The organism is Marivita sp. (assembly GCF_048006345.1).
Taxonomy (GTDB): Bacteria; Pseudomonadota; Alphaproteobacteria; order Rhodobacterales; family Rhodobacteraceae; genus Marivita.
The window spans coordinates 266075-285451 of record NZ_CP180351.1 but is presented as its reverse complement, the minus strand read 5'-3'; the positions used below and the strand labels follow the sequence as shown (position 1 = coordinate 285451).

Annotated in this window: 21 protein-coding genes and 1 other RNA gene; 12 read left to right on the top strand and 10 right to left on the bottom strand. The window is 60.9% G+C overall.

All coding sequences use genetic code 11. The features are described from left to right. Positions 1 to 75 precede the first annotated feature (75 nt). Together ftsY and ACMVPR_RS01495 are read right to left on the bottom strand one after the other, a co-directional pair. Positions 76 to 1488, bottom strand: a complete 1413-nt coding sequence (ftsY, locus tag ACMVPR_RS01500) for a signal recognition particle-docking protein FtsY (protein ID WP_416881408.1) — start codon at positions 1486 to 1488, stop codon at positions 76 to 78. A gap of 63 nt (positions 1489 to 1551) precedes the next feature. Continuing rightward, the gene (locus ACMVPR_RS01495; protein WP_416881407.1) at positions 1552 to 3237 is read right to left on the bottom strand and encodes an NAD(P)H-dependent oxidoreductase subunit E; all 1686 of its coding nucleotides are present in this window, start codon (positions 3235 to 3237) and stop codon (positions 1552 to 1554) included. A 189-nt stretch (positions 3238 to 3426) separates the two neighbouring features. Here ACMVPR_RS01495 and ACMVPR_RS01490 point away from each other — a divergent pair, with 189 nt between their 5' ends. Further along, positions 3427 to 3828: a hypothetical protein gene (locus tag ACMVPR_RS01490; RefSeq protein WP_416881406.1), complete on the top strand. Its 402-nt coding sequence runs from the start codon at positions 3427 to 3429 to the stop codon at positions 3826 to 3828. A gap of 247 nt (positions 3829 to 4075) precedes the next feature. Here ACMVPR_RS01490 and ACMVPR_RS01485 read toward each other — a convergent pair whose 3' ends face one another. Together ACMVPR_RS01485 and ACMVPR_RS01480 are read right to left on the bottom strand one after the other, a co-directional pair. Further along, a complete protein-coding gene (locus ACMVPR_RS01485; RefSeq protein ID WP_416881405.1) occupies positions 4076 to 4819 on the bottom strand; it encodes a Bax inhibitor-1 family protein in 744 nt (247 codons plus the stop codon). A 166-nt stretch (positions 4820 to 4985) separates the two neighbouring features. Continuing rightward, positions 4986 to 5207, bottom strand: a complete 222-nt coding sequence (locus ACMVPR_RS01480) for a DUF1127 domain-containing protein (protein ID WP_416881404.1) — start codon at positions 5205 to 5207, stop codon at positions 4986 to 4988. Positions 5208 to 5331: 124 nt separating this feature from the next. Here ACMVPR_RS01480 and ACMVPR_RS01475 point away from each other — a divergent pair, with 124 nt between their 5' ends. After that, a complete protein-coding gene (locus ACMVPR_RS01475) occupies positions 5332 to 6207 on the top strand; it encodes a LysR family transcriptional regulator (protein ID WP_416881403.1) in 876 nt (291 codons plus the stop codon). 26 nt (positions 6208 to 6233) lie between these two features. Here the strand turns inward: ACMVPR_RS01475 and ACMVPR_RS01470 are convergent, their stop codons facing one another. Beyond that, a complete protein-coding gene (locus tag ACMVPR_RS01470) occupies positions 6234 to 7157 on the bottom strand; it encodes an NADPH:quinone oxidoreductase family protein (protein ID WP_416884596.1) in 924 nt (307 codons plus the stop codon). A 338-nt stretch (positions 7158 to 7495) separates the two neighbouring features. On the opposite strand from ACMVPR_RS01470, the gene ACMVPR_RS01465 reads away from it, so the two are divergent. From ACMVPR_RS01465 to ACMVPR_RS01430, 8 genes are all read left to right on the top strand, one after another. Beyond that, positions 7496 to 7876, top strand: a complete 381-nt coding sequence (locus ACMVPR_RS01465; RefSeq protein ID WP_416881402.1) for a helix-turn-helix domain-containing protein — start codon at positions 7496 to 7498, stop codon at positions 7874 to 7876. A 52-nt stretch (positions 7877 to 7928) separates the two neighbouring features. Beyond that, on the top strand, positions 7929 to 8729 hold the full coding sequence (hisN, locus tag ACMVPR_RS01460) for a histidinol-phosphatase (RefSeq protein ID WP_416881401.1): 801 nt from the start codon (positions 7929 to 7931) through the stop codon (positions 8727 to 8729). Positions 8730 to 8847: 118 nt separating this feature from the next. Then, the gene (locus ACMVPR_RS01455) at positions 8848 to 10179 is read left to right on the top strand and encodes an 8-oxoguanine deaminase (protein ID WP_416881400.1); all 1332 of its coding nucleotides are present in this window, start codon (positions 8848 to 8850) and stop codon (positions 10177 to 10179) included. Positions 10180 to 10288: 109 nt separating this feature from the next. Beyond that, on the top strand, positions 10289 to 11422 hold the full coding sequence (locus tag ACMVPR_RS01450; RefSeq protein WP_416881399.1) for a cobalamin-independent methionine synthase II family protein: 1134 nt from the start codon (positions 10289 to 10291) through the stop codon (positions 11420 to 11422). Between the two features lie 3 nt (positions 11423 to 11425). Beyond that, complete coding sequence (locus tag ACMVPR_RS01445) at positions 11426 to 12136, top strand: alpha/beta fold hydrolase (protein ID WP_416881398.1); 711 nt, start codon at positions 11426 to 11428, stop codon at positions 12134 to 12136. A 148-nt stretch (positions 12137 to 12284) separates the two neighbouring features. Continuing rightward, an RNA gene (gene rnpB, locus ACMVPR_RS01440) (RNase P RNA component class A) lies at positions 12285 to 12659 on the top strand. 122 nt (positions 12660 to 12781) lie between these two features. Continuing rightward, positions 12782 to 12949 (top strand): 50S ribosomal protein L33, encoded by a 168-nt coding sequence (gene rpmG / locus ACMVPR_RS01435; protein ID WP_028958297.1) that lies wholly within the window; start codon positions 12782 to 12784, stop codon positions 12947 to 12949. Positions 12950 to 13123: 174 nt separating this feature from the next. Next, positions 13124 to 13432: a hypothetical protein gene (locus ACMVPR_RS01430; RefSeq protein WP_416881397.1), complete on the top strand. Its 309-nt coding sequence runs from the start codon at positions 13124 to 13126 to the stop codon at positions 13430 to 13432. 30 nt (positions 13433 to 13462) lie between these two features. Here the strand turns inward: ACMVPR_RS01430 and guaD are convergent, their stop codons facing one another. Beyond that, positions 13463 to 14752, bottom strand: a complete 1290-nt coding sequence (gene guaD / locus ACMVPR_RS01425) for a guanine deaminase (protein WP_416881396.1) — start codon at positions 14750 to 14752, stop codon at positions 13463 to 13465. A gap of 130 nt (positions 14753 to 14882) precedes the next feature. Between guaD and mgtE the strand changes: the two genes are divergently transcribed. After that, positions 14883 to 16277, top strand: a complete 1395-nt coding sequence (gene mgtE, locus ACMVPR_RS01420; RefSeq protein WP_300586963.1) for a magnesium transporter — start codon at positions 14883 to 14885, stop codon at positions 16275 to 16277. After that, a complete protein-coding gene (locus tag ACMVPR_RS01415; protein ID WP_416881395.1) occupies positions 16274 to 16840 on the top strand; it encodes a 5-formyltetrahydrofolate cyclo-ligase in 567 nt (188 codons plus the stop codon). The genes mgtE and ACMVPR_RS01415 overlap by 4 nt, the downstream gene beginning before the upstream one ends. 51 nt (positions 16841 to 16891) lie before the next feature. Here ACMVPR_RS01415 and ACMVPR_RS01410 read toward each other — a convergent pair whose 3' ends face one another. From ACMVPR_RS01410 to ACMVPR_RS01395, 4 genes are all read right to left on the bottom strand, one after another. Then, positions 16892 to 18073 carry a peptidase S41 gene (locus tag ACMVPR_RS01410; protein WP_416881394.1) on the bottom strand — a complete coding sequence of 394 codons (1182 nt, stop codon included), beginning with the start codon at positions 18071 to 18073 and terminating at the stop codon, positions 16892 to 16894. Between the two features lie 21 nt (positions 18074 to 18094). After that, complete coding sequence (locus ACMVPR_RS01405) at positions 18095 to 18502, bottom strand: cupin domain-containing protein (RefSeq protein WP_416881393.1); 408 nt, start codon at positions 18500 to 18502, stop codon at positions 18095 to 18097. A gap of 88 nt (positions 18503 to 18590) precedes the next feature. Continuing rightward, complete coding sequence (locus tag ACMVPR_RS01400; protein ID WP_416881392.1) at positions 18591 to 18905, bottom strand: DUF1272 domain-containing protein; 315 nt, start codon at positions 18903 to 18905, stop codon at positions 18591 to 18593. Positions 18906 to 18976: 71 nt separating this feature from the next. Beyond that, the gene (locus tag ACMVPR_RS01395) at positions 18977 to 19351 is read right to left on the bottom strand and encodes an STAS/SEC14 domain-containing protein (protein ID WP_292267622.1); all 375 of its coding nucleotides are present in this window, start codon (positions 19349 to 19351) and stop codon (positions 18977 to 18979) included. Positions 19352 to 19377: the final 26 nt, after the last annotated feature.

The following is a 19377-nucleotide window of genomic DNA, read 5'->3' as shown; positions in this document are numbered from 1 at the left end:
CAAAATCCGTCTCAGGGGCTCTGCCCCTCGGCGCTGCGCGCCTCACCCCGAAGTATTTGGAAACCGGAGAGTGACTCATTCGGTGCCAAGCCCCGTCAGGGCGGCGGCAAATTCCTCGGGATCGAAAGGTTGCAGATCGTCGATCTGTTCGCCCACGCCGATGGCGTGGATTGGAAGGCCGAACTTGTCGGCAAGTGCCACAAGAACCCCGCCCTTGGCGGTACCATCGAGTTTGGTCATGACAAGGCCCGTGACATCAGCGAGTTTCTGGAAGGTCTCGACCTGACTCAGCGCGTTCTGACCGGTCGTAGCGTCAAGCACCAGTAGCGTGTTGTGCGGCGCGTCGGGGTCTTTCTTGCGGATCACGCGAACGATCTTGGCCAGTTCCTCCATCAAGTCCTGACGGTTCTGCAGGCGGCCTGCGGTGTCGATCATCAAGAGGTCCGCGCCATCGGCCTGCGCTTTGGTCATGGCGTCAAAGGCGAGGCTGGCGGGGTCCGAGCCTTCGGGAGCGGTAAGCACCGGCACGCCCGCGCGGTCGCCCCAGACCTGAAGTTGTTCCACGGCGGCGGCGCGGAACGTGTCACCTGCGGCGATCACCACTTTCTTGCCCGCAGCGCGGAACTGGCTGGCGAGTTTGCCGATGGTTGTGGTCTTGCCTGAACCGTTGACGCCGACGACAAGCACCACCTGCGGCTTGGTCGGGTAGAGCGGCATCGGTTTGGCAACCGGCTCCATGATGCGGGCCACTTCGCCCGCGAGCAATTCCTTGATCTCGCGCACGCTGAGTTTCTTGCCGTAGCGCCCTTCGGCAATGTTGGCAGTCACGCGCAGCGAGGTGTCGACGCCCATGTCGGCCTGGATCAGCAGCTCTTCGAGCTGTTCCAGCATGTCGTCGTCAAGTTCGCGCCGAATCTCAGTCAGGGCTGTGGTGCGACCCAGCAGGCGACCGAGGAAGCCGGGTTTGCGGGCCTCGGCGACCGGGGTCTCTTCGACAAGGCCGACGGGTTTCACTGGCACTTCGAGCGGTGCGGACGGCTGCACCTCGGTGGGAGGTGCCGGAATCGGATCGCTGGGTTGTGGGGTTTCCACAGGAGGTGGCGGCGGGCTGACCGGGGTCGGCGCAGGCGCGGGCATGTCAGGGCCGGGTGCGGGCGATGTATCCGGCGGCAAATCGGGTTGCGGGATTTCCTGCGGTGTTTCGGGTGCGGGCAGATCTGGCTGCGGGACCTCTGGGGGTGTTGGCGGTTCCGGCAGCTCTGGCTCTGGCAGGTCGGGCTCTGGCACCTCTTCCGGCGTCGGGGCGGCGGGCACGTCAGGCGGAGGGGTTTGCCGCACAGGCGGGGACGGCGGGGTTGGGTCGCTGGGCCGCGGCGCTTCGGGGGTCGGGGTTTCCTCACCACCGTCGGAAACGATGGCGTCCAACCCCTCGTCCAGCTTGGACGAAGATTTGAAGAGCTTGGATTTCAGCTTGCCGAAAAAGGACATGGGGACCGTCCGTGTCTGCGTCGTTCCCCTTCACCTAGTCCTTATCCGGGCAAGATGGAAGGCTCAGACCTCGTCCGGGAAATGCTTCATCGTCAGACGGATGGGGTTCGGTGCCGCCTGCCCCAGCCCGCAGATCGACGCATCGGCCATCGCAGTGCAGAGTTCCTCAAGCAGCGGCTGGTTCCAATGCTCGGCCTGCATCAGTTTGACCGCCTTTTCGCAGCCCACGCGGCAGGGGGTACATTGCCCACAGGATTCGTCCTCGAAGAAGCGCAGCATGTTGAGGGCGGCATCGCGGGCGCTGTCTTTGTCGGATAGCACCACAACTGCGGCGGAGCCGATGAAGGAGCCATGCGGTTGCAGCGTGTCGAAGTCGAGCGGGATGTCATTCATCGACGCAGGCAGGATACCCGAGGACGGGCCACCGGGTTGATAGGCCTTGAAGCTGTGGCCCTCCGCCATGCCACCTGCGGCGTCAATGATGTCAGTGATCGTGCTGCCTGCAGGCAGCAGGTAGACACCCGGATTGGCGACACGACCCGACACGGAATAGGACCGCAGCCCCTTGCGACCATTCTTTTCGGTTGTGTTCAGGCATTCCGGCCCTTCGCGGCAGACGCGCGCGACCCAGTAGAGGGTTTCGACGTTGTGCACCAAGGTGGGGCGATCGAAGATGCCAACCTGCGCGACAAACGGCGGGCGGTGGCGGGGCATGCCGCGTTTGCCTTCGATGGATTCGATCATCGCGGATTCTTCGCCGCAGATATAAGCCCCGGCCCCGCGCCGCAGGTCGATATAGCCGGGGGCGACCATGCCGGTGGCCTCCAAGGCTGCGATCTCGCGGCGCAGGATTTCGAGCACGGCGGGGTATTCGTCGCGCATGTAGATGAAGCAGGTCTTGGCCTCGACCGCCCAGGCGGCGATCAGCATGCCTTCGAGGAAGAGATGCGGCACGCGTTCGAGGTAGAACCGGTCCTTGAAGGTGCCCGGCTCGCCCTCGTCTCCGTTCACGGCCAGATAGCGTGGGCCGGGATTGGCCCGCACGAAGCCCCATTTTTTGCCCGACGGGAAACCTGCGCCGCCGAGACCGCGCAGTCCCGAGGCAAGCACCTGTTCCTGCACGTCTTCCCAATTGCCGTTGGCTCGCAGGTCCATAAGCGCGGAATAGCCGCCGGTTTTGAGATATGCGTTGAGATCCTGATAGTCGGGGATATGGGTGTGGGTGTCGCCCGCCGCGATGGCGGCTTTCACCTTTTCCGGGGTCGCGTGGTCGATATGGTTGTGTCCCAACTCCAGCACCGGGGCGGTGTCGCAGCGGCCCATGCAGGGGGCGCGGAGGACACGGACCTCCGAAGGGTCAAGCCCGTCTTCCAGTGCCTGCTGAAGGGCCTGTGCGCCCGCCAGTTCGCAGGAGAGCGAGTCGCAGACGCGGATGGTCAGCGCAGGCGGCGGGGTCTCGCCCTCCTTCACCACGTCGAAGTGGGCGTAGAAGGTGGCGACCTCGTAGATTTCGGCCATGCTCAGGCGCATCTCTTCGGCCAGCGCACGCAGATTGGCGGCGCTCAGATGGCCATGGGCGTCCTGTATCAGGTGCAGGAATTCGATCAGCAAATCCCGGCGGCGCGGACGGTCGGCCAAAAGCGTCTTTACCTCAGCCAGCGCCTCATCGGTATATTGACGGCCCTTGGGCGTCTTGCGGCCTTTGCCGCTTCCGGATTTCCACACACCTTTGCGTTCGTCCAATGCCATCGGGATCGTCCTTTGTTCGCGTCTGGCGGCAAACTCGCACAGGCGCGACATCGCCACGAGCCTGAAAACGACCTAAATCACAGCCTGACCGCCCCAACCCATGCGCCGATGGGCAACCTGCGTCGGTTTTCGGAAAACTTACGCCGATGTCATTTGTGCCAAGGGCAGCACTTGGGTAGGATCGTCGTCATGAAACACACACTCAAATCCGCTGCCCTTGTGATGCTCATGGCGGTTCCCGGTTTTGCGGCCGAGCCGATGAATGGGGCACAGTTCGAGGCCTATGTCACCGGCAAAACGCTCTATTTCGGGCAGAACGGTCAAGCCTATGGGGTCGAGGAGTATCTCGAGGACCGGCGCGTGCGCTGGTCGTTTCTGGATGGTCAGTGCAAGGACGGGGTCTGGTACGAAGATCAGGGCATGATCTGCTTTGTCTATGAGGACAATTCGACGCCGCAGTGCTGGTCGTTTTTCAAGGAAGCCAACGGGTTGCGGGCAATCTTCGAGAACGATCCGAACGCGACGACGCTGTATGAGGCGCAGCAGAATGATGAGCCGATGATGTGCCTTGGCCCGGAGATCGGCGTCTGATCCATCCTTCGGTTTGACAGAGCGCATGCAGAACCAATGCGCCTCGGGCAGCGTCGACCCCAATCTGTCTGCTGTTCTCAATAATTCTTTAAGGGTTTTACAGAAACTTCGTACGAAGTTTCTGGGGCCGCCCCATAAAATTCTGGAGATCCCGCCCAACAGTTTGCGGATGACCTGACGCGGGATGACCTGCAAAGAAAAAGGCCGGTCAAATGACCGGCCTTGTCGTTCTGGAGAGTGGCGTCGCTTATTCGCGATTGCCGAAAAGCTGCAGCAGGAACATGAACATGTTGATGAAGTTCAGGTACAGGCTCAACGCGCCCATGATCCCCGACTTCGCCATCCATTCGCTGTCGCCATGCGCTGCGTGCTGGAGGTAGGTGTTCTTGATGTTCTGCGTGTCATAGGCGGTCAGACCGGCGAAGATCAGCACACCGAGGATCGAAATCGCGAACATGATCGCGGGCGAGCCGAGGAAGATGTTCACGATGGACGCCACGATCAGGCCGATCACACCCATGATCAGGAATGCGCCCCACCCAGAAATGTCCTTCTTGGTGGTGTAGCCATAGAGCGACAGACCCGCAAACGCGATCGCGGTCACGAGGAAAATCTGCGCGATGGACATGCCGGTGAAGGCCACGAAAATCCAGGCGAGGCTCAAGCCCATGACGGACGCGAACGCGTAGAAGAACAGCTGCGCGCCTGCAGCGGACAGTTTGTTGATCATCGCGCTCATGGTGAAGACCATGATCAGGGGCGCGAACATGATGATCCAGCCAAGGATGTTCGGCTGGAGTGTCATCGGATCGCGGAATACCGCAAGCAGGTCGGGGCTTGTGCCCACGGCCCAAGCGACAGCGAAGGTGAGCAGCATGCCGATCGACATGGTGCCGTACACCTTACTCATATGCGCGCGCAGACCCTCATCAATCTGGGCGGCTCGGGCGCCAGCTACGCCGGTCGTCCGGATTGTGTTATACTCAGCCATTTATCCCTCCGAAATAAATCTGGATGCCTCCCGCACCTGCGGGGACAGATGAGGGGAATATCGGGTGTTCACATCACCATTTCAAGCTTTCGGACGCATTCGAACCGCCAAAAAATGCATGGCATATGCATTTTTAATCACTCTTTGACCCAGACACGCGCCAAACTCACTTGATCCAGGACGACGGAGCATCCCAGACGGGGCGATTTGCCTCGGCTTCGGCGGCGGCACGATCCAGTCCGATGTCCTCAAGCAGGTGAGTATCCAGCGATGCCAGACGGGCGCGGCTGCGATGCAGCGCCATTGCGGCGTTGAGGCGCGCCAAGAAAGAGCGACGGGGAGCGGCCACCGAGGCGCGGCCAATAATGGTGTTGATCAGGCTCGACATGGGTATTCCTTTCCATTCTGTGATGCATGACACATCAACCATCGTATTGCCTGATGTATATGGCCCTGCTATTATGATTTGTGAAACGAATGTTATTGAACTGAACCATCAGGGATCGTGATATATGAGAAACCTCGACATCACCACGCTCCGCTCGTTCATCGCGGTGGCCGATGCGGGCGGTGTCACGCGGGCGGCGTCCTTTCTCAATCTGACGCAATCGGCGGTGTCGATGCAGATCAAACGGTTGGAAGAAAGCCTCGACCTGACCCTGCTAGACCGGCAGGGGCGCGGGGTCGCACTGACTTCGGCGGGCGAGCAGCTTTTGACCTATGCGCGGCGGATCGTTGATCTGAATGACGAGGTGTATGGCAAGCTGACCAACACGGTCTGGGAAGGAGAAATCATCCTCGGCGTGCCGCATGACATCATCTACCCTGCCATTCCCAATGTGATGAAAGCGATGCAGCGTGACTTTCCCCGCGTGAAAGTGCAGTTGCACAGTTCTTATTCCAGCGATCTCAAGGAACGGTTCGCCCGGGGCGAGGTGGATGTGATCCTGACCACGGAAACCAAACCCGATGGTACCGCCGAAATCCTGATGAAAGTGCCGCTGCGCTGGTACGGGGCACCGGGTGGCCAAGCCTGGAAAATGTCCCCCCTGCCCGTCGCGTTTTGCAATCATTGCTCTTTCCGTCCGGTGGCGCTGGGAACGCTGGAAAAAAGCGGTGCGAAATGGGATCTCGTGCTGGCGTCCGACAGCGACCGTGCCATCGAAGTGGCGGTCAGCGCCGATCTGGCGGTGACCTCGGTGCTGGAAGGGCACGAGCCGCCACAATTCGAGGCGATTCCGTCAAGTGCCAACCTGCCCGATCTGGGTCATCAGTCGGTGGCGCTATACCGGGGCACGGCACGGCCGCAGATCATCGAACCGCTTTGCGATCTGTTGCGGCGGGAATTCGCCGCGATTTCAGGCGTCGATCTGCGCGCGGCGGAATAAAGCCATTGGAAAGGGCTTGACCGGCTCTAGTCAACGATCTTGATCACGACCTTTCCCGTGGAGGCGCGGCTTCGCAAAAGCTCCAGCCCTTCACCCGCGGCCTCCAGTGCCAAAACATGGCTGACATGCGGCGACAGACGGCCGTTGCTGTACCAGCCCATCAGGGTTGCCAGACTGTCTGTCACGACATCGGGGCGGAACTGCAGGTAGCCGCCCCAATAAACGCCCAGAACCGAAAGATTCTTGACCAGCAGATGGTTCGATTTGATCTGCGGTACCTCCCCGCTGGCAAACCCGATCGGCAAGAGCCGCGCCTCGGGTTTGCAGGACCGGAACGCCGCCATGAACTGTTCCCCGCCAACCGGGTCGTAGACCACATCCGCACCACCCAAGGCCTTCATCTCCGCCCGAATGTCCTGCGTTTCGGCGTCGATCAGATGGTCCGCACCGGCAGCCTTGGCAGCTTCCAACTTGGCAGCGCCTCGTGCACAGGCGACCACGTTCGCTCCCATGAGTTTCCCGATTTCCACTGCGGTCAGGCCAACCCCGCCCGCTGCACCCAGAACCAGAAGGGTTTCACCCGGCTGCAACCGCGCCCGATGGTCGAGTGCGACATGGCTTGTTCCGTAGGCGATCTGAAACGCCGCAGCGTCAACCATCGACATCGCGTCTGGCAGATGGACCGCGCGGCGCGCATCGAAACAGCCGAATTCCGCAAGACCGCCCTGCCCTCCGAACACCGCCACCCGGTCCCCCGGAGCGAATCCCTCAACCCCGTCGCCAAGTAAATCGACAGTCCCCGCAACCTCCATGCCAAGAGTGAAAGGCAACTCTGGCGTGTCCTGATAGGTGCCTTTGACCATCAGAAGATCGGCAAAATTCAACCCACAGGCATGGATTCGGACACGAATCTCTCCCTTTGCGGGTTCTGGAACAGCCACCTCCTCGATCTTCGGTGCGACTTCGTGACTTTGGACCAAAAATGCTTTCAAAGCGGGCTCCCATATTAAATTTTTCAGATGTGACTTTGGCTTAGGCCGAAGCGACTGTCACGGGCGGCCACGCCTGTTTGCGCTAACGATCTTTCAAAACATGTCAAATCCTTGCAGTTTGATAACCATTTTCGGACCCTTTTGCCCAATTATCTTGCCCTGATACCTGTCATGCTATAGCGTCCGGCCATCAATAACCGGATAGGTTGTTCTGCGTAACACTTGCTGAAGCAACGGACCCTACCATCCTATCCATTAGAAAAAGACGAAAGTTGCGTTTGGCGAAAGGGAGCAAGATGGCACATCCTGTTGACGTCCATGTGGGAAAGCGGGTTCGACATCGGCGCTGGCTGGTGGGTATGACCCAGCAACAACTGGCTGAAAAAGTCGGAATCAAATTCCAGCAAATTCAAAAATACGAAACCGGAGCGAACCGTGTCAGCGCGTCCCGTCTCTGGGATATTGCCGATGCGCTCGACGTACCGGTGGCGTTCTTCTTTGAAGGAATCGAAGACGCGGAGAAGAAACCGGCACCCAATGTCGCGACCGAAGCGATCCCGGCGGATCTTCTGGGCGACAAGGAGGCACTCGACCTGATCCGGTCGTACTATGCGATCCCCGAAAACCAACGTCGTCGCCTTTTCGAACTGGCGCGCGTTCTGTCAGACGTCGCTTGAGCAGCAAAGCCACCTGAGGTAGCCCTTGTGGGCTGCTTGCAGGAGGCGTTTCATGACAAAATTCACTTCGGACGAAGCCGCTGACCTTTGGTCAGTGGCAGAACGCATGGCTGATGCGGCCCGCGCGGCAATCCTACCGCATTTCCGCTCGGTCGGGCTGGCTGCCGACAACAAGCTTGCGGGCGGCTTCGATCCTGTCACCGTCGCGGACCGCGCTGCCGAAACGGCGATGCGCGAGGTGCTGGCGGATCTGCGCCCCGATGACGGTATCCTGGGCGAGGAACATGGCAGCGTGGCAGGCACCAGTGGCCTCACATGGGTGCTCGACCCAATCGACGGCACGCGTTCTTTCATCAGCGGCACGCCAACCTGGGGCGTGCTGATTGCGCTCTCGGATGACACGGGGCCAGTCATGGGCATGATCGACCAGCCTTATGTCGGCGAACGCTTCATGGGTGGGCTTGGGCGCTGCAACTGGACAGGACCGGGACGCGCCGACGTACTTGGCACCAAATCCACGACATCACTGTCAGATGCCACCCTCTTCACGACCTTTCCCGAAATCGGAACCGAGGATCAGCGCAACGCCTTCCAAAGGGTCGCCCGTGAAGTTAAGCTGACACGCTATGGCTGTGACTGCTACGCCTACGCGCTTCTGGCCGCCGGGCAGATCGACCTCGTGATTGAGGCGGGGCTCAATGCCTATGACGTGCAGGCTCCGATTGCCGTGATCGAAGCAGCAGGCGGTATTGTCACTCAATGGGACGGCAGCCCGGCGCATGACGGCGGAACCACGCTCGCGGCGGCAACACCAGAACTGCATGCGGCCGCTCTGGCGCTGCTCAATGGCTGACAACCGCAACCTTTCGCATTACACTTGATCCCGCCCGGGCGAGTCCTTCCGCTCCTTTTCTGTCGCCCCGGCGGGTTATCCTCACCGAAAAGGGCACATTTTGTGTGGAGGGAACGGCATGGCCATCCTGATCAAAAACGCAACAACCATCGTAACGATGGACGCCACGCTGTCGGACCTGGCGCAGGCGGACATTCGCGTCGAGAACGGCGTCATCTCCGAAATCGGCAAAGGGCTGGATAGCACGGGCGACAGCATTGACGCCAGCGGCTGTGTGGTGACGCCCGGTCTGGTGAACACCCATCATCATCTGTACCAGACCCTGACCCGCGCGGTACCGGGCGGGCAGGACGCGCTGCTCTTTGGTTGGCTGCAAACGCTCTATCCGATCTGGTCGCGCTTTGGTCCGGAAGAGATGTTCATCTCGGCCCAGATCGGACTGGCGGAACTTGCTCTGTCGGGTTGTACGCTCACCTCGGATCATCTCTATCTCTACCCCAATGGCGCCCGGCTCGACGACACCATCGCCGCCGCACACGAGATCGGGATGCGCTTTCATCCGACACGTGGTGCGATGAGCATCGGCGAGAGCGATGGCGGCCTGCCGCCGGATGCTCTGGTTGAGCGCGAAGAATTCATCCTTGAAGACTGCGTTCGCGTGATCGACGCCCATCACGACCCGCGCGAGGGCGCGATGGTGCGGGTGGGTGTTGCCCCCTGCTCGCCTTTCTCGGTGAGCCGTGAATTGATGCGCGATGCCGCGCTGCTGGCGCGCGACAAGGGCGTCATGCTGCACACCCATCTGGCGGAGAACGACGAGGATATCGCCTACAGCTTGGAAAAATTCGGCTGCCGCCCCGGCCAATATGCCGAAGATCTGGGCTGGACCGGACCCGATGTCTGGCACGCGCATTGTGTGAAACTCGACGGGCAAGAGATTGACCTCTTTGCCAGATCCCGCACCGGGGTAGCGCATTGCCCCTGTTCCAACTGTCGGCTGGGGTCGGGCATCGCGCCTGTGCGCGCCATGCGGGATGCAGGGGTGCCGGTGGGTCTGGGTGTCGACGGATCGGCCAGCAATGATTCCGGCAATCTGGTGGCCGAGGCGCGTCAGGCGATGCTGCTGCAACGGGTCGCCAATGGTGCCAACGCCATGAGTGCGCGCGAGGCGCTTTACATCGCGACGCGCGGCGGGGCCGAAGTGTTGGGCCGTCCGGATTGCGGCCAGATCGCTGTCGGCAAACGCGCCGATATCGCGATCTGGGATGTGTCGGGTGTCGAGAGCGCTGGAAGCTGGGATCCCGCGGCGCTGCTGCTGGCGGGGCCAACACGGGTGAAACACTTGCTTGTCGAGGGACGCCAAATTGTACGCGACGGGCATATGACCAGCATAGACCTACCGCGCGTGGTCGAACGTCAGAACGCCTTGGCGCGCGCGCTGATGGGGTGAGCCACCAAAGCTTTTCGAAAAGCTTTGCCAGATGCTTAGAAGCATCTGGCACCCGGCGCATGATTTGTTAGTGTCGCTGCAAACCTATGCAGACCGAGGGGCCGAGCCGATGACACGCATCAAGACCACCCATGTCGGATCGCTGCCGCGTACGCAGAAGGTGGTCGATTTCATCTTCGCCCGCGAGAACCGTCAGGACTATGACAGCGCCGCTTTCGATGCAGCCATGACAGACGCCGCAAGCGAAACCGTACGTCGTCAGGTCGACGCGGGCATCGACATCGTGTCGGACGGCGAGACCTCGAAGATCAGCTACGCCACCTACGTGAAAGACCGATACACCGGGTTTGACGGCGACAGCCCGCGAAACGCGCCTGCGGACCTCAAGCTTTACCCCTCTTTCCTCGAACGGCTCAAGAACGATGGCGGCACGCCGAAATACGCGCGTCCCATGTGCGTGGGAGAGGTGAAGTCCAAAGGTCAGGGCGAGTTGGAGACCGATATCGCCAATCTCAAGGCCGGGATGGCCGCACATGGCGCGACCGAGGCCTTCATGAACGCGGCGTCCCCCGGCGTGATCTCGCTTTTTCTGCAGAACGATTACTACCCCACCCGCGACGCGTATCTGGCGGCTCTGGCAGACGCGATGCGCGATGAATACCGCACCATCGTGGACAGCGGCCTGATGCTGCAACTCGACTGCCCCGACCTCGCGCTATCGCGGCACATGATTTTCACCGATCTCACCGATGCCGAATTCGTCAAGATCGCCGAGGCCCATGTCGAAGCGATGAACCACGCGCTCGACGGAATCGATCCGGCCCGCGTGCGGGTGCATATTTGCTGGGGCAATTACGAAGGCCCGCATGTCTGTGACATCGACATGGACACCGTGTTCCCGACCCTGATGAAAGTGCGCGCCGGACAGGTACTGTTCGAGACTTCGAACCCGCGCCACGCCCATGAATGGACGGTGTTCCGCGACCGCAAAGCCGAAATCCCCGAGGACATGGTGCTGGTGCCCGGCGTGATTGATTCGACCACCAATTTCGTCGAACACCCCGAGGTGGTCGCCCAACGCATTGAACGCTTTGCCGATATCGTCGGTGCGGACCGCGTGATCGCGGGAAGCGATTGCGGCTTCGGAACCTTCGCGGGGTTTGGTGCGGTCGATCCCGAGATTGCCTATGCCAAGCTCGCTACATTGGCCAAGGGCGCGGCCCTGGCGTCAGGACGCCTCTGAACCATGATCGAACCCGTCGTCTTTCTGCCAGGCATGATGTGCGACGCGCGGCTCTACGAGCCGCAAATCCGGGCGTTTTCCGCCACCCACCCGGTGATGGTCGCTCCAATCACCCATGGTCAGCGGATCGAAGAGATCGCCTCGGCCATCTTGCCGCTCTTGCCCGCGAAATTCGCTCTGGCGGGGTTGAGCATGGGTGGCATCGTGGCGATGGAGATCCTGCGCCGCGCGCCGGAACGGGTCACGCGCATTGCGCTCATGGACACCAATTGTTTGGCAGAGACACCGCAAGTGGCCGCAAACCGCGAGCCGCAGATCGTCAAGGTGAAGTCCGGCAAGCTGATCGAGGTGATGCGGGACGAGTTGAAGCCCACCTACCTCGCCCCCGGCCCGCGCCGTCCCGCCGTGTTGCAAACGGTGATGGACATGGCGCACACGCTGGGCCCGGAGGTGTTCATCCACCAGTCCCGCGCCCTGCAACGCCGCCGCGACCAGCAGTCGACCCTGCGCAAGATCCGCCAGCCCGCGTTGGTGCTCTGCGGTGCGCATGACGCGCTCTGCCCGGTCAAGCGGCATACGTTCATGGCGGAACTGATCCCGCATGCGCGTCTGGTTGTGCTGGACAACGCCGGACACCTGCCCACTCTGGAAACGCCGGACGAGACCAATGACGCGCTGTGGGAGTGGCTGCACCAGCCGTATGTGCTGCGGTAGTGTTTCGGATCGGCGTTGCCGATCCGAACTATTGGGGGGCCCGCCCCCCAAAACCCCCCGGCATATTTGTAAAAAGAAGAAGAACAGCCGGTACCTCCGTTGCATGGTGATTGACCGCACAAGGCGCTTGCACTACGCCACATGTCGCGCGGAGGACCGGATGGCCGCCCCTTTACGGGGGAGGAAAGTCCGGACTCCCTGAAGCAATGGTGCCGGGTAACGCCCGGGCAGGGCAACCTGACGGAAAGCGCCACAGAGAACAGACCGCCCCGGTCCGCCGGGGTAAGGGTGAAACGGTGGGGTAAGAGCCCACCGGGGGGCTGGCAACAGCGCCCGCATGGCAAGCCCCACCGGGAGCAATGCCGAATAGGGGGATCGCGCCGCGCGTCGGCAGGGTCGCTTCAGCCCAGATCCCCGGGTTGGCAGCACGAGGCCGGTGGCAACATCGGTCCCAGAGGAATGGTCATCCAACCTTGGGGCAACTCAAGGGGGACAGAATCCGGCTTACAGGCCCTCCGCGCGTTTTTCTTCGCCCTTTGTGCAAAGTCCCTTGCAAGAAGGGTTGACTCAGTCGCCGACACGGGTAGAAGGCAGCCTTCAAGATGATATTCACGGGCAGTCCTTGCCCGGTGCAGGAGACGACCCATGGCGAAGCCGACCACAATCAAAATCCGCCTGAACTCGTCTGCGGGAACGGGTCATTTCTATGTGACCAAGAAAAACGCGCGGACGATGACGGAAAAGATGTCTGTTCGGAAATACGACCCCGTCGCGCGCAAGCACGTCGAGTACAAAGAAGGCAAAATCAAGTAAGCCTTCCGTTCACACGGACAGTGAAGAAAAGCCGCGCCCGGGCGACCCGGGCGCGGTTTTTTTATGCTCGTAGCCATCAAAGAGGGAGAAGTCCGACAAACTCAGCGCAAAAGAACTTGTATCCCGAGAAATGGGAACAAATCGAACATTTCCCTTTCCAAGAGAACACGAGCTATGGAACACATTTTAGCCTTGGGGTTTGGAGTGCCAGCTCTTACCGCATTTACATTCATTATCGCAGGTCGTTCGATCTCAATTCCGCAGTCCGTTTTTGTTGTGGTTGGATCAATACTTGTTTTTTTGGGCTTTGCTCTTGGACGTCTGGCGGCCTTGTTTCGCGGGGCGTTGATACCGGGTGAGTATTCGGGATGGCCCACGTCAGCCATATTGCTGGATCAGCTTTATATCAGCGGAGCGGTTGGTGGCGGAGCCATACTTTTCGGCTCCTTACTCATTTTATTTCGAAAAAGACTGTCGAGCTGAGCAAGTCAAAATCCTTTTGCAAGCCACATGTCAGCCTTTTCTCTCTCCCAACACCCAAACCCCAGTCACCGCCCGGTCATCGCCCATCATGATCGTCGGGAAAACCGCCTCCCAGATGTCCGCTGCCTGTGCGCTGCGTTGGGCGATGGCAGGGGTTGATCCCAAATCGAGCGTGATGAAATCCGCCTCAGACCCCGGGGCCAGCGTCCCCACCCGGTCCGCGATCCGCAAGGACCGGGCAGAGCCTTCGGTCGCCAGCCACAGCAAGGCCGATGGGTGCAGCGCCACGCCGCGCAATTGCGCAACCTCGTAGGCCGCCGCCATTGTGCGCAGCATGGAAAAAGACGACCCGCCGCCGGTATCGGTGGCAAGCCCCACGCGCTGCCCTTCGGCCACCAGACCCGACATGTCGAATAGCCCCGACCCGATAAAGGTGTTCGATGTCGGGCAATGCACCAGAGCTGCCCCAACCTCGCGCAGACGGTCGCGCTCGCGCGGTTCCAGATGGATCGCGTGGCCGTAGAGACCGTTGGCACCCAGCAACCCATACGCCTCGTAGGTGTCCAGATAATCCCGCGCCTCTGGGTAGAGCCCGCGCACCCATGCGATCTCGTCGGTCTGTTCGCTCAGATGGGTCTGCATCAGGCAACCGGGGTGTTCGGCCCACAATGCGCCCAGCGCGGATAATTGTTCTGGCGTCGAGGTGGGCGAGAAGCGCGGCGTGATCACGTAAGACGCCCTGCCCTGCCCGTGCCATCGCTCCAGCAGCGCCTTGCTGTCGTCATAGGCTGATTGCGCGGTATCCTGTAGACCGTCAGGCGCGTTGCGGTCCATGCAGGTCTTGCCGCCCAGCACACGCATCCCGCGCGCGGCGGCTGCGGTAAAATAGGCGTCCACACTCTCGGGATGGATCGTGCAATAGCTGCACATGGTCGTGGTGCCATACGAGAGAGCCAGATCCAGGTACCGCCCCGCGATCTCGGCGGCGTAACCGGCATCGCCGAACTTCATCTCCTCCGGGAATGTATAGGTGTTGAGCCAGTCGATCAGTCGCTTGCCCCAGCTCGCGATCATGGCGGTTTGCGGGTAATGCACATGCGCATCGATGAAGCCCGGCAGGATCAGCGCCTGCCCGTGATCCTCGACCGCCGCCTGCGGGTACTGGCGGCGCAAATCATCCGCCGTGCCGCGCGCAACCACATGCCCACCCTGCACCGCGATCCCCCCACGCGAGTCGTGATGGGCGACGTCCGGACCGTCGATCATGGGATTGCCGCTGAACCAGAGCGTCTGGCCAAGATGAAGTGTGATCTCTGACATGAAATGCCCTTTTTGACACTGGCTCTGTGAACCTATCTCCAGATGCAGAGTTGGTAAATCACGCGGACGCTCTGTTTTCTCCCGAGCCGATTGCGTAAAGGTGAGAGACAGCGCGCAGCAAGGGGGCAAGATGACCGAAGATCAAACCATCGAGGCACCCGAGGTCGAAGACACGGAAGACGCCTACAGCCTCGACCGCAAGGCGGTTGCGCAAATCCTCTTCGCCGTCGACCGCGGCGATCGGGAACAGCTGGTCACGCTCATGGACCCGCTGCACCCGGCCGACATCGCTGACCTTCTGGAACAGATCAACGCCTTTGACCGGATGCGGTTGATCAAGCTCTACGACAAGGAGTTCGACGGGGACATCCTGTCGGAACTCGACGAGTCGATCCGCGACGAGGTCATCAGCATCCTCTCGCCACAGGTGCTGGCCGATGCGGTGCGCGACCTGAACAGCGATGACGTGGTCGATCTTCTCGAGGATCTGGACCAGCCGCAGCAGGACGCGATCCTCGACGCGCTTGAAGACAGCGACCGGGTCGCGGTGCAGCAATCGCTGACCTATCCAGAATATTCCGCCGGCCGCCTGATGCAGCGCGAGGTGGTGATGGCCCCCGAGCACTGGAATGTCGGTGAGGCCATTGATTTCCTCCGCAATTCTGACGATCTGCCGGATCAGTTCTATCACATCGTTCTGGTCGATCCGCGCCTGCGCCCGGTGGGCAATGTCACACTGGGCAAGCTCATGGGATCGCGCCGCGAGGTGATGCTGCAATCACTGGTCGAAGACACCTTCCATGTGATCCCGGTGACACAATATGAAGGCGATGTCGCCTACGCGTTCAACCAGTACCACCTGATCTCGGCCCCCGTGGTCGATGAGAACGAGCGACTGGTGGGTGTCATCACCATCGACGATGCGATGGCGGTTCTGGACGAAGAACACGAGGAAGACGTGCTGCGTCTGGCGGGTGTGGACAGCGAAAGCTCGCTTTCGGACCGCGTGGCCGAGACCACCAAGCGGCGCTTTCCGTGGCTCTTGGTCAACCTGATCACGTCCATCCTCGCCAGCCTTGTGATCGCGCAATTCGAAGACGCCATCGCCACCATCGTCGCTCTGGCGGTCCTGATGCCCATCGTGGCGTCGATGGGCGGCAATGCCGGCACCCAGTCGCTGACCGTTGCAGTGCGGGCCTTGGCGACCAAAGATTTGACCGGATCGAACGTGTGGCGCGTGATCCGACGCGAAGTGCTGGTGGGCCTGATCAACGGCTTGGCCTTTGCCCTGATCATGGGGCTCGTCGGGTATGTCTGGTTCGGCTCGATGGCTCTGGGGGGCGTGATCGCCGCCGCAATGGTGATAAACCTGATCGTGGCAGGCCTTGCGGGCACGGGCATCCCGATTGTGCTTGAGAAAATGGGCATCGACCCGGCGCTCGCCTCGGGGGCCTTTGTGACCACGGTTACAGACGTTGTGGGCTTCTTTGCCTTCCTCGGTCTGGCCGTGGTGGTACTGCTGTGACGCTGGAAGAGCGCAAGGCCACAGCCCGCAAAGCCGCCTTCGCCCGCCGCAAACTGGCGCATGAGGCGGCGCATCGCGGGGCGGCGGGCCATCTGAGCGAAGTGCTGGCGGGTTATCGCGGTGTGCCCGTGTCCGGTTACCTGCCTATCCGGACCGAGATTGACCCCCTGCCCGCCATGGCTGAGGCTGCTGCACACGGGCTTGTGGGCGTGCCGGTGATCCGGGGCGCAGGACAGCCTTTGGTCTTTTCGCAATGGGAACCCGATTGCGCCTTGGTCGACGGCCCGTTCGGTGCATCGGTGCCCTCGGTAGAACGGCTGATCACCCCCGAAGTTCTGATCGTACCCTTGGTCGCATTTTCGCGCACGGGCGGCCGCTTGGGCTATGGCGGCGGGTTCTATGACCGCACACTCGAAGGCCTCCGCGCCCAGCGCCCGACGCTGGCCATCGGTTTCGCCTATGCCGCGCAAGAGGCCGACGACCTGCCGCTGGAACCGACAGACCAGCCACTCGACCTGATCGTGACCGAGCGGGAAGTGATCGAGATCGGGCGGTCAGTCTGACGGCGATTGGCTTGCCGTGCTGTCTATCGGACTGTCGCAAAAAATACTCGTCTAAGCATTCAGGCTGTCGAGCACCTCCCGACAAAATCCATCCCGCGCTTCAATATCGTCCGAACAGACGGTCCAGTACCGGTCCAACTCCAGACTTCCGACGGGCACGATCTCTGCCGCGATCTCTCTAGGTGTCGTCTCGTCGATACGACCGCCTGCCCAATCATGAAACGCCGATGAGTATCGGACAACCGCACCGCTGGTAGACAGATCAAGCGTTCCCCCTTCCGCAAAGAATGTCAGACCGTCTCCCATCTCTTCCCCTATCAGTGAAAGCCGCGCTCCGAGACGGTGCTTGAGTATGGCAACGAAGACTATTGCGGCGGAGAAGGTGAATTTGTCGACAAGCACGCCAACCCTGCGATTGTCCGAACCTTCTAAAATCGCGTCGATCAATGGCAAGGTCTTAAGAAAGTTGCCGCCCGTATTCCCTCGGACATCAATAACAAGGCGCCTGTCAGGGCGCGATCTTACGCATTCTGCCGCCTCGGAAACCGCATTCGAAAAATCGGTTTCACCGGAATCGAAGAAGCTCGGAAGCACCAACAGCAACCCGCGCTGGCCGAAATCCCTTTTCTCCAGATATGTCTTGGGAGACCAGAACGCGTCGGCTTTGCCATGCTCGTTTCGGGGGTAGAGCGCCGCCCCGGGAACCTTATCATTCATATCTGGAACAAGCTCGCTGTTCCGTCCCGTCGCATCGCGTAGCTGATAACTGATTGTGCCGCTGCCTGAGAAAACGCCAAATCGAAACAATGCGGCCGGCCACGCGAAAAGGATCGGCCCGATAACGCGTCTTCGTTGTCTTGTACCCGCCAGAAAGGCCTCTGCGGCGGCCTCAATCTCGCTTACTTGCACGCCATTTATGGACATTAATTCGCTGCCAATGGCCTCTGAAAAACCTGATGGTGCATCAAGCAGTCGAACACCGGTGCCGATACTCACAAACCTGAAAGGTAGGACTGAGATGGCATTATTCGGGATCAGACGTGTGTGTCCGTTCCTCGGAAGGGCCAGAAGCCGCATCAATGAAAGGAGGAACGCATCCTTCGAGCCCGCGAGCGCATTCTGCCGCGCTTCACTGATGTGACGATCCATTTCAGCGCGTACGATTGCTCTGAAGCTGGGGTCGGTCGTCAGGACCGTTCTCTCTATTTCTTCAAGGTCATGGAGCATCGACATGGTCGCCGCGCTTGCCAGACATCACCCCGCTCGCGGCCCGTTGTAATCGGCGTCCGACACGTGCTCCTGCCAATCCGCCGTCTTGCCCTCAACCGCAGTCTGCACCGCCAAATGGGTCATGGCGCAGTCAGGCGACGCACCGTGCCAGTGCCGTTCACCCGGCGCGAACCACACCGTATCGCCGGGGCGCAGCACCTGCACCGGTTGGCCTTCGGACCCGGCCAATCCCAGACCCGACACGATGTGCAAAGATTGACCCGCCGGGTGCGTGTGCCACGCGGTCCGCGCGCCGGGCTCAAACGTCACCATCAGGATTTTAACGGCGAACTCGTCGTCGCCAGAAACAACCGGGTCCATGCGCACGGTTCCGGTGAAATAGTCGGGGCTTGGCTTTTGCGAAGGGCGGTCCCCGGCGCGGTGGATTTTCATGGTGAGTTCCTCTCTGTGTCTTTGGCTGAGATAACGCAGGGTCGCGGAATGGAAAGCTCCTTGTTGCGACCCGATGCATGGCTGTCCCTTACCGATCGCCCGGTGTGATGTCGCGCAGACGCAGGCTCAGATCTGCGACCTCGTCCGCGGTCCAGCGCGAATGCACGCGTGTGGTGCTGGCGGGTTGATGGCCAAGACCCAGAGTCTTGCCCGCGCGATGCGCGCCTTTGGGTCGGATCGGGCGTGGGGTGAAGCCTCCGCCGCACGTGGCACAGACATTGTGCAGCACGGTCTCGACGCAATGCGCACAATAGGTGCATTCATAAGAACAGATGCGCGCGTCGTGGGCGTCGGGCGGCAGGTCCTTGTCGCACCATTCGCAATTCGGTCGAAGTTCCAGCATGCCAGCCCCCGGAAAGAGAGATTTGATGCCGGATCAAAACCTCTCTTGGCCGCAGACTGCAAGCATTGCGATCAGGCCATGCCGGTTTTCAGCCACGCTTCGGCTGCGTCGCGCTCGGTCAGGTCAAACGCCTTGATGTCGAAGCCCGGAATCAGCGCCCCTTCAATCTCGGCGGCGGTGCGCAGCCATGCCGCATCGCTGAGAACGGCGCAGCGGTCGAACCGCCCCAATAGTCCGAAGAGCTTCGGCAGACGCGCCATTTCAACGGCAATCGCACCGAGATCCGGAAAGGCAAAGGATGTGATCGAATAAAGCATCTTGCCCTTGTTCACATCCTGCGACTGCTCCAGCAGATCATCGAGACCCTTGGCCATCTCGTCTGCCGAAATCTTGCCGGACAGATCGATATCGACGCGGTTCTCTTCGGGTTTGGTGATGGTCAGCATGATCCCCTCCTATGGCTGGATCTCGA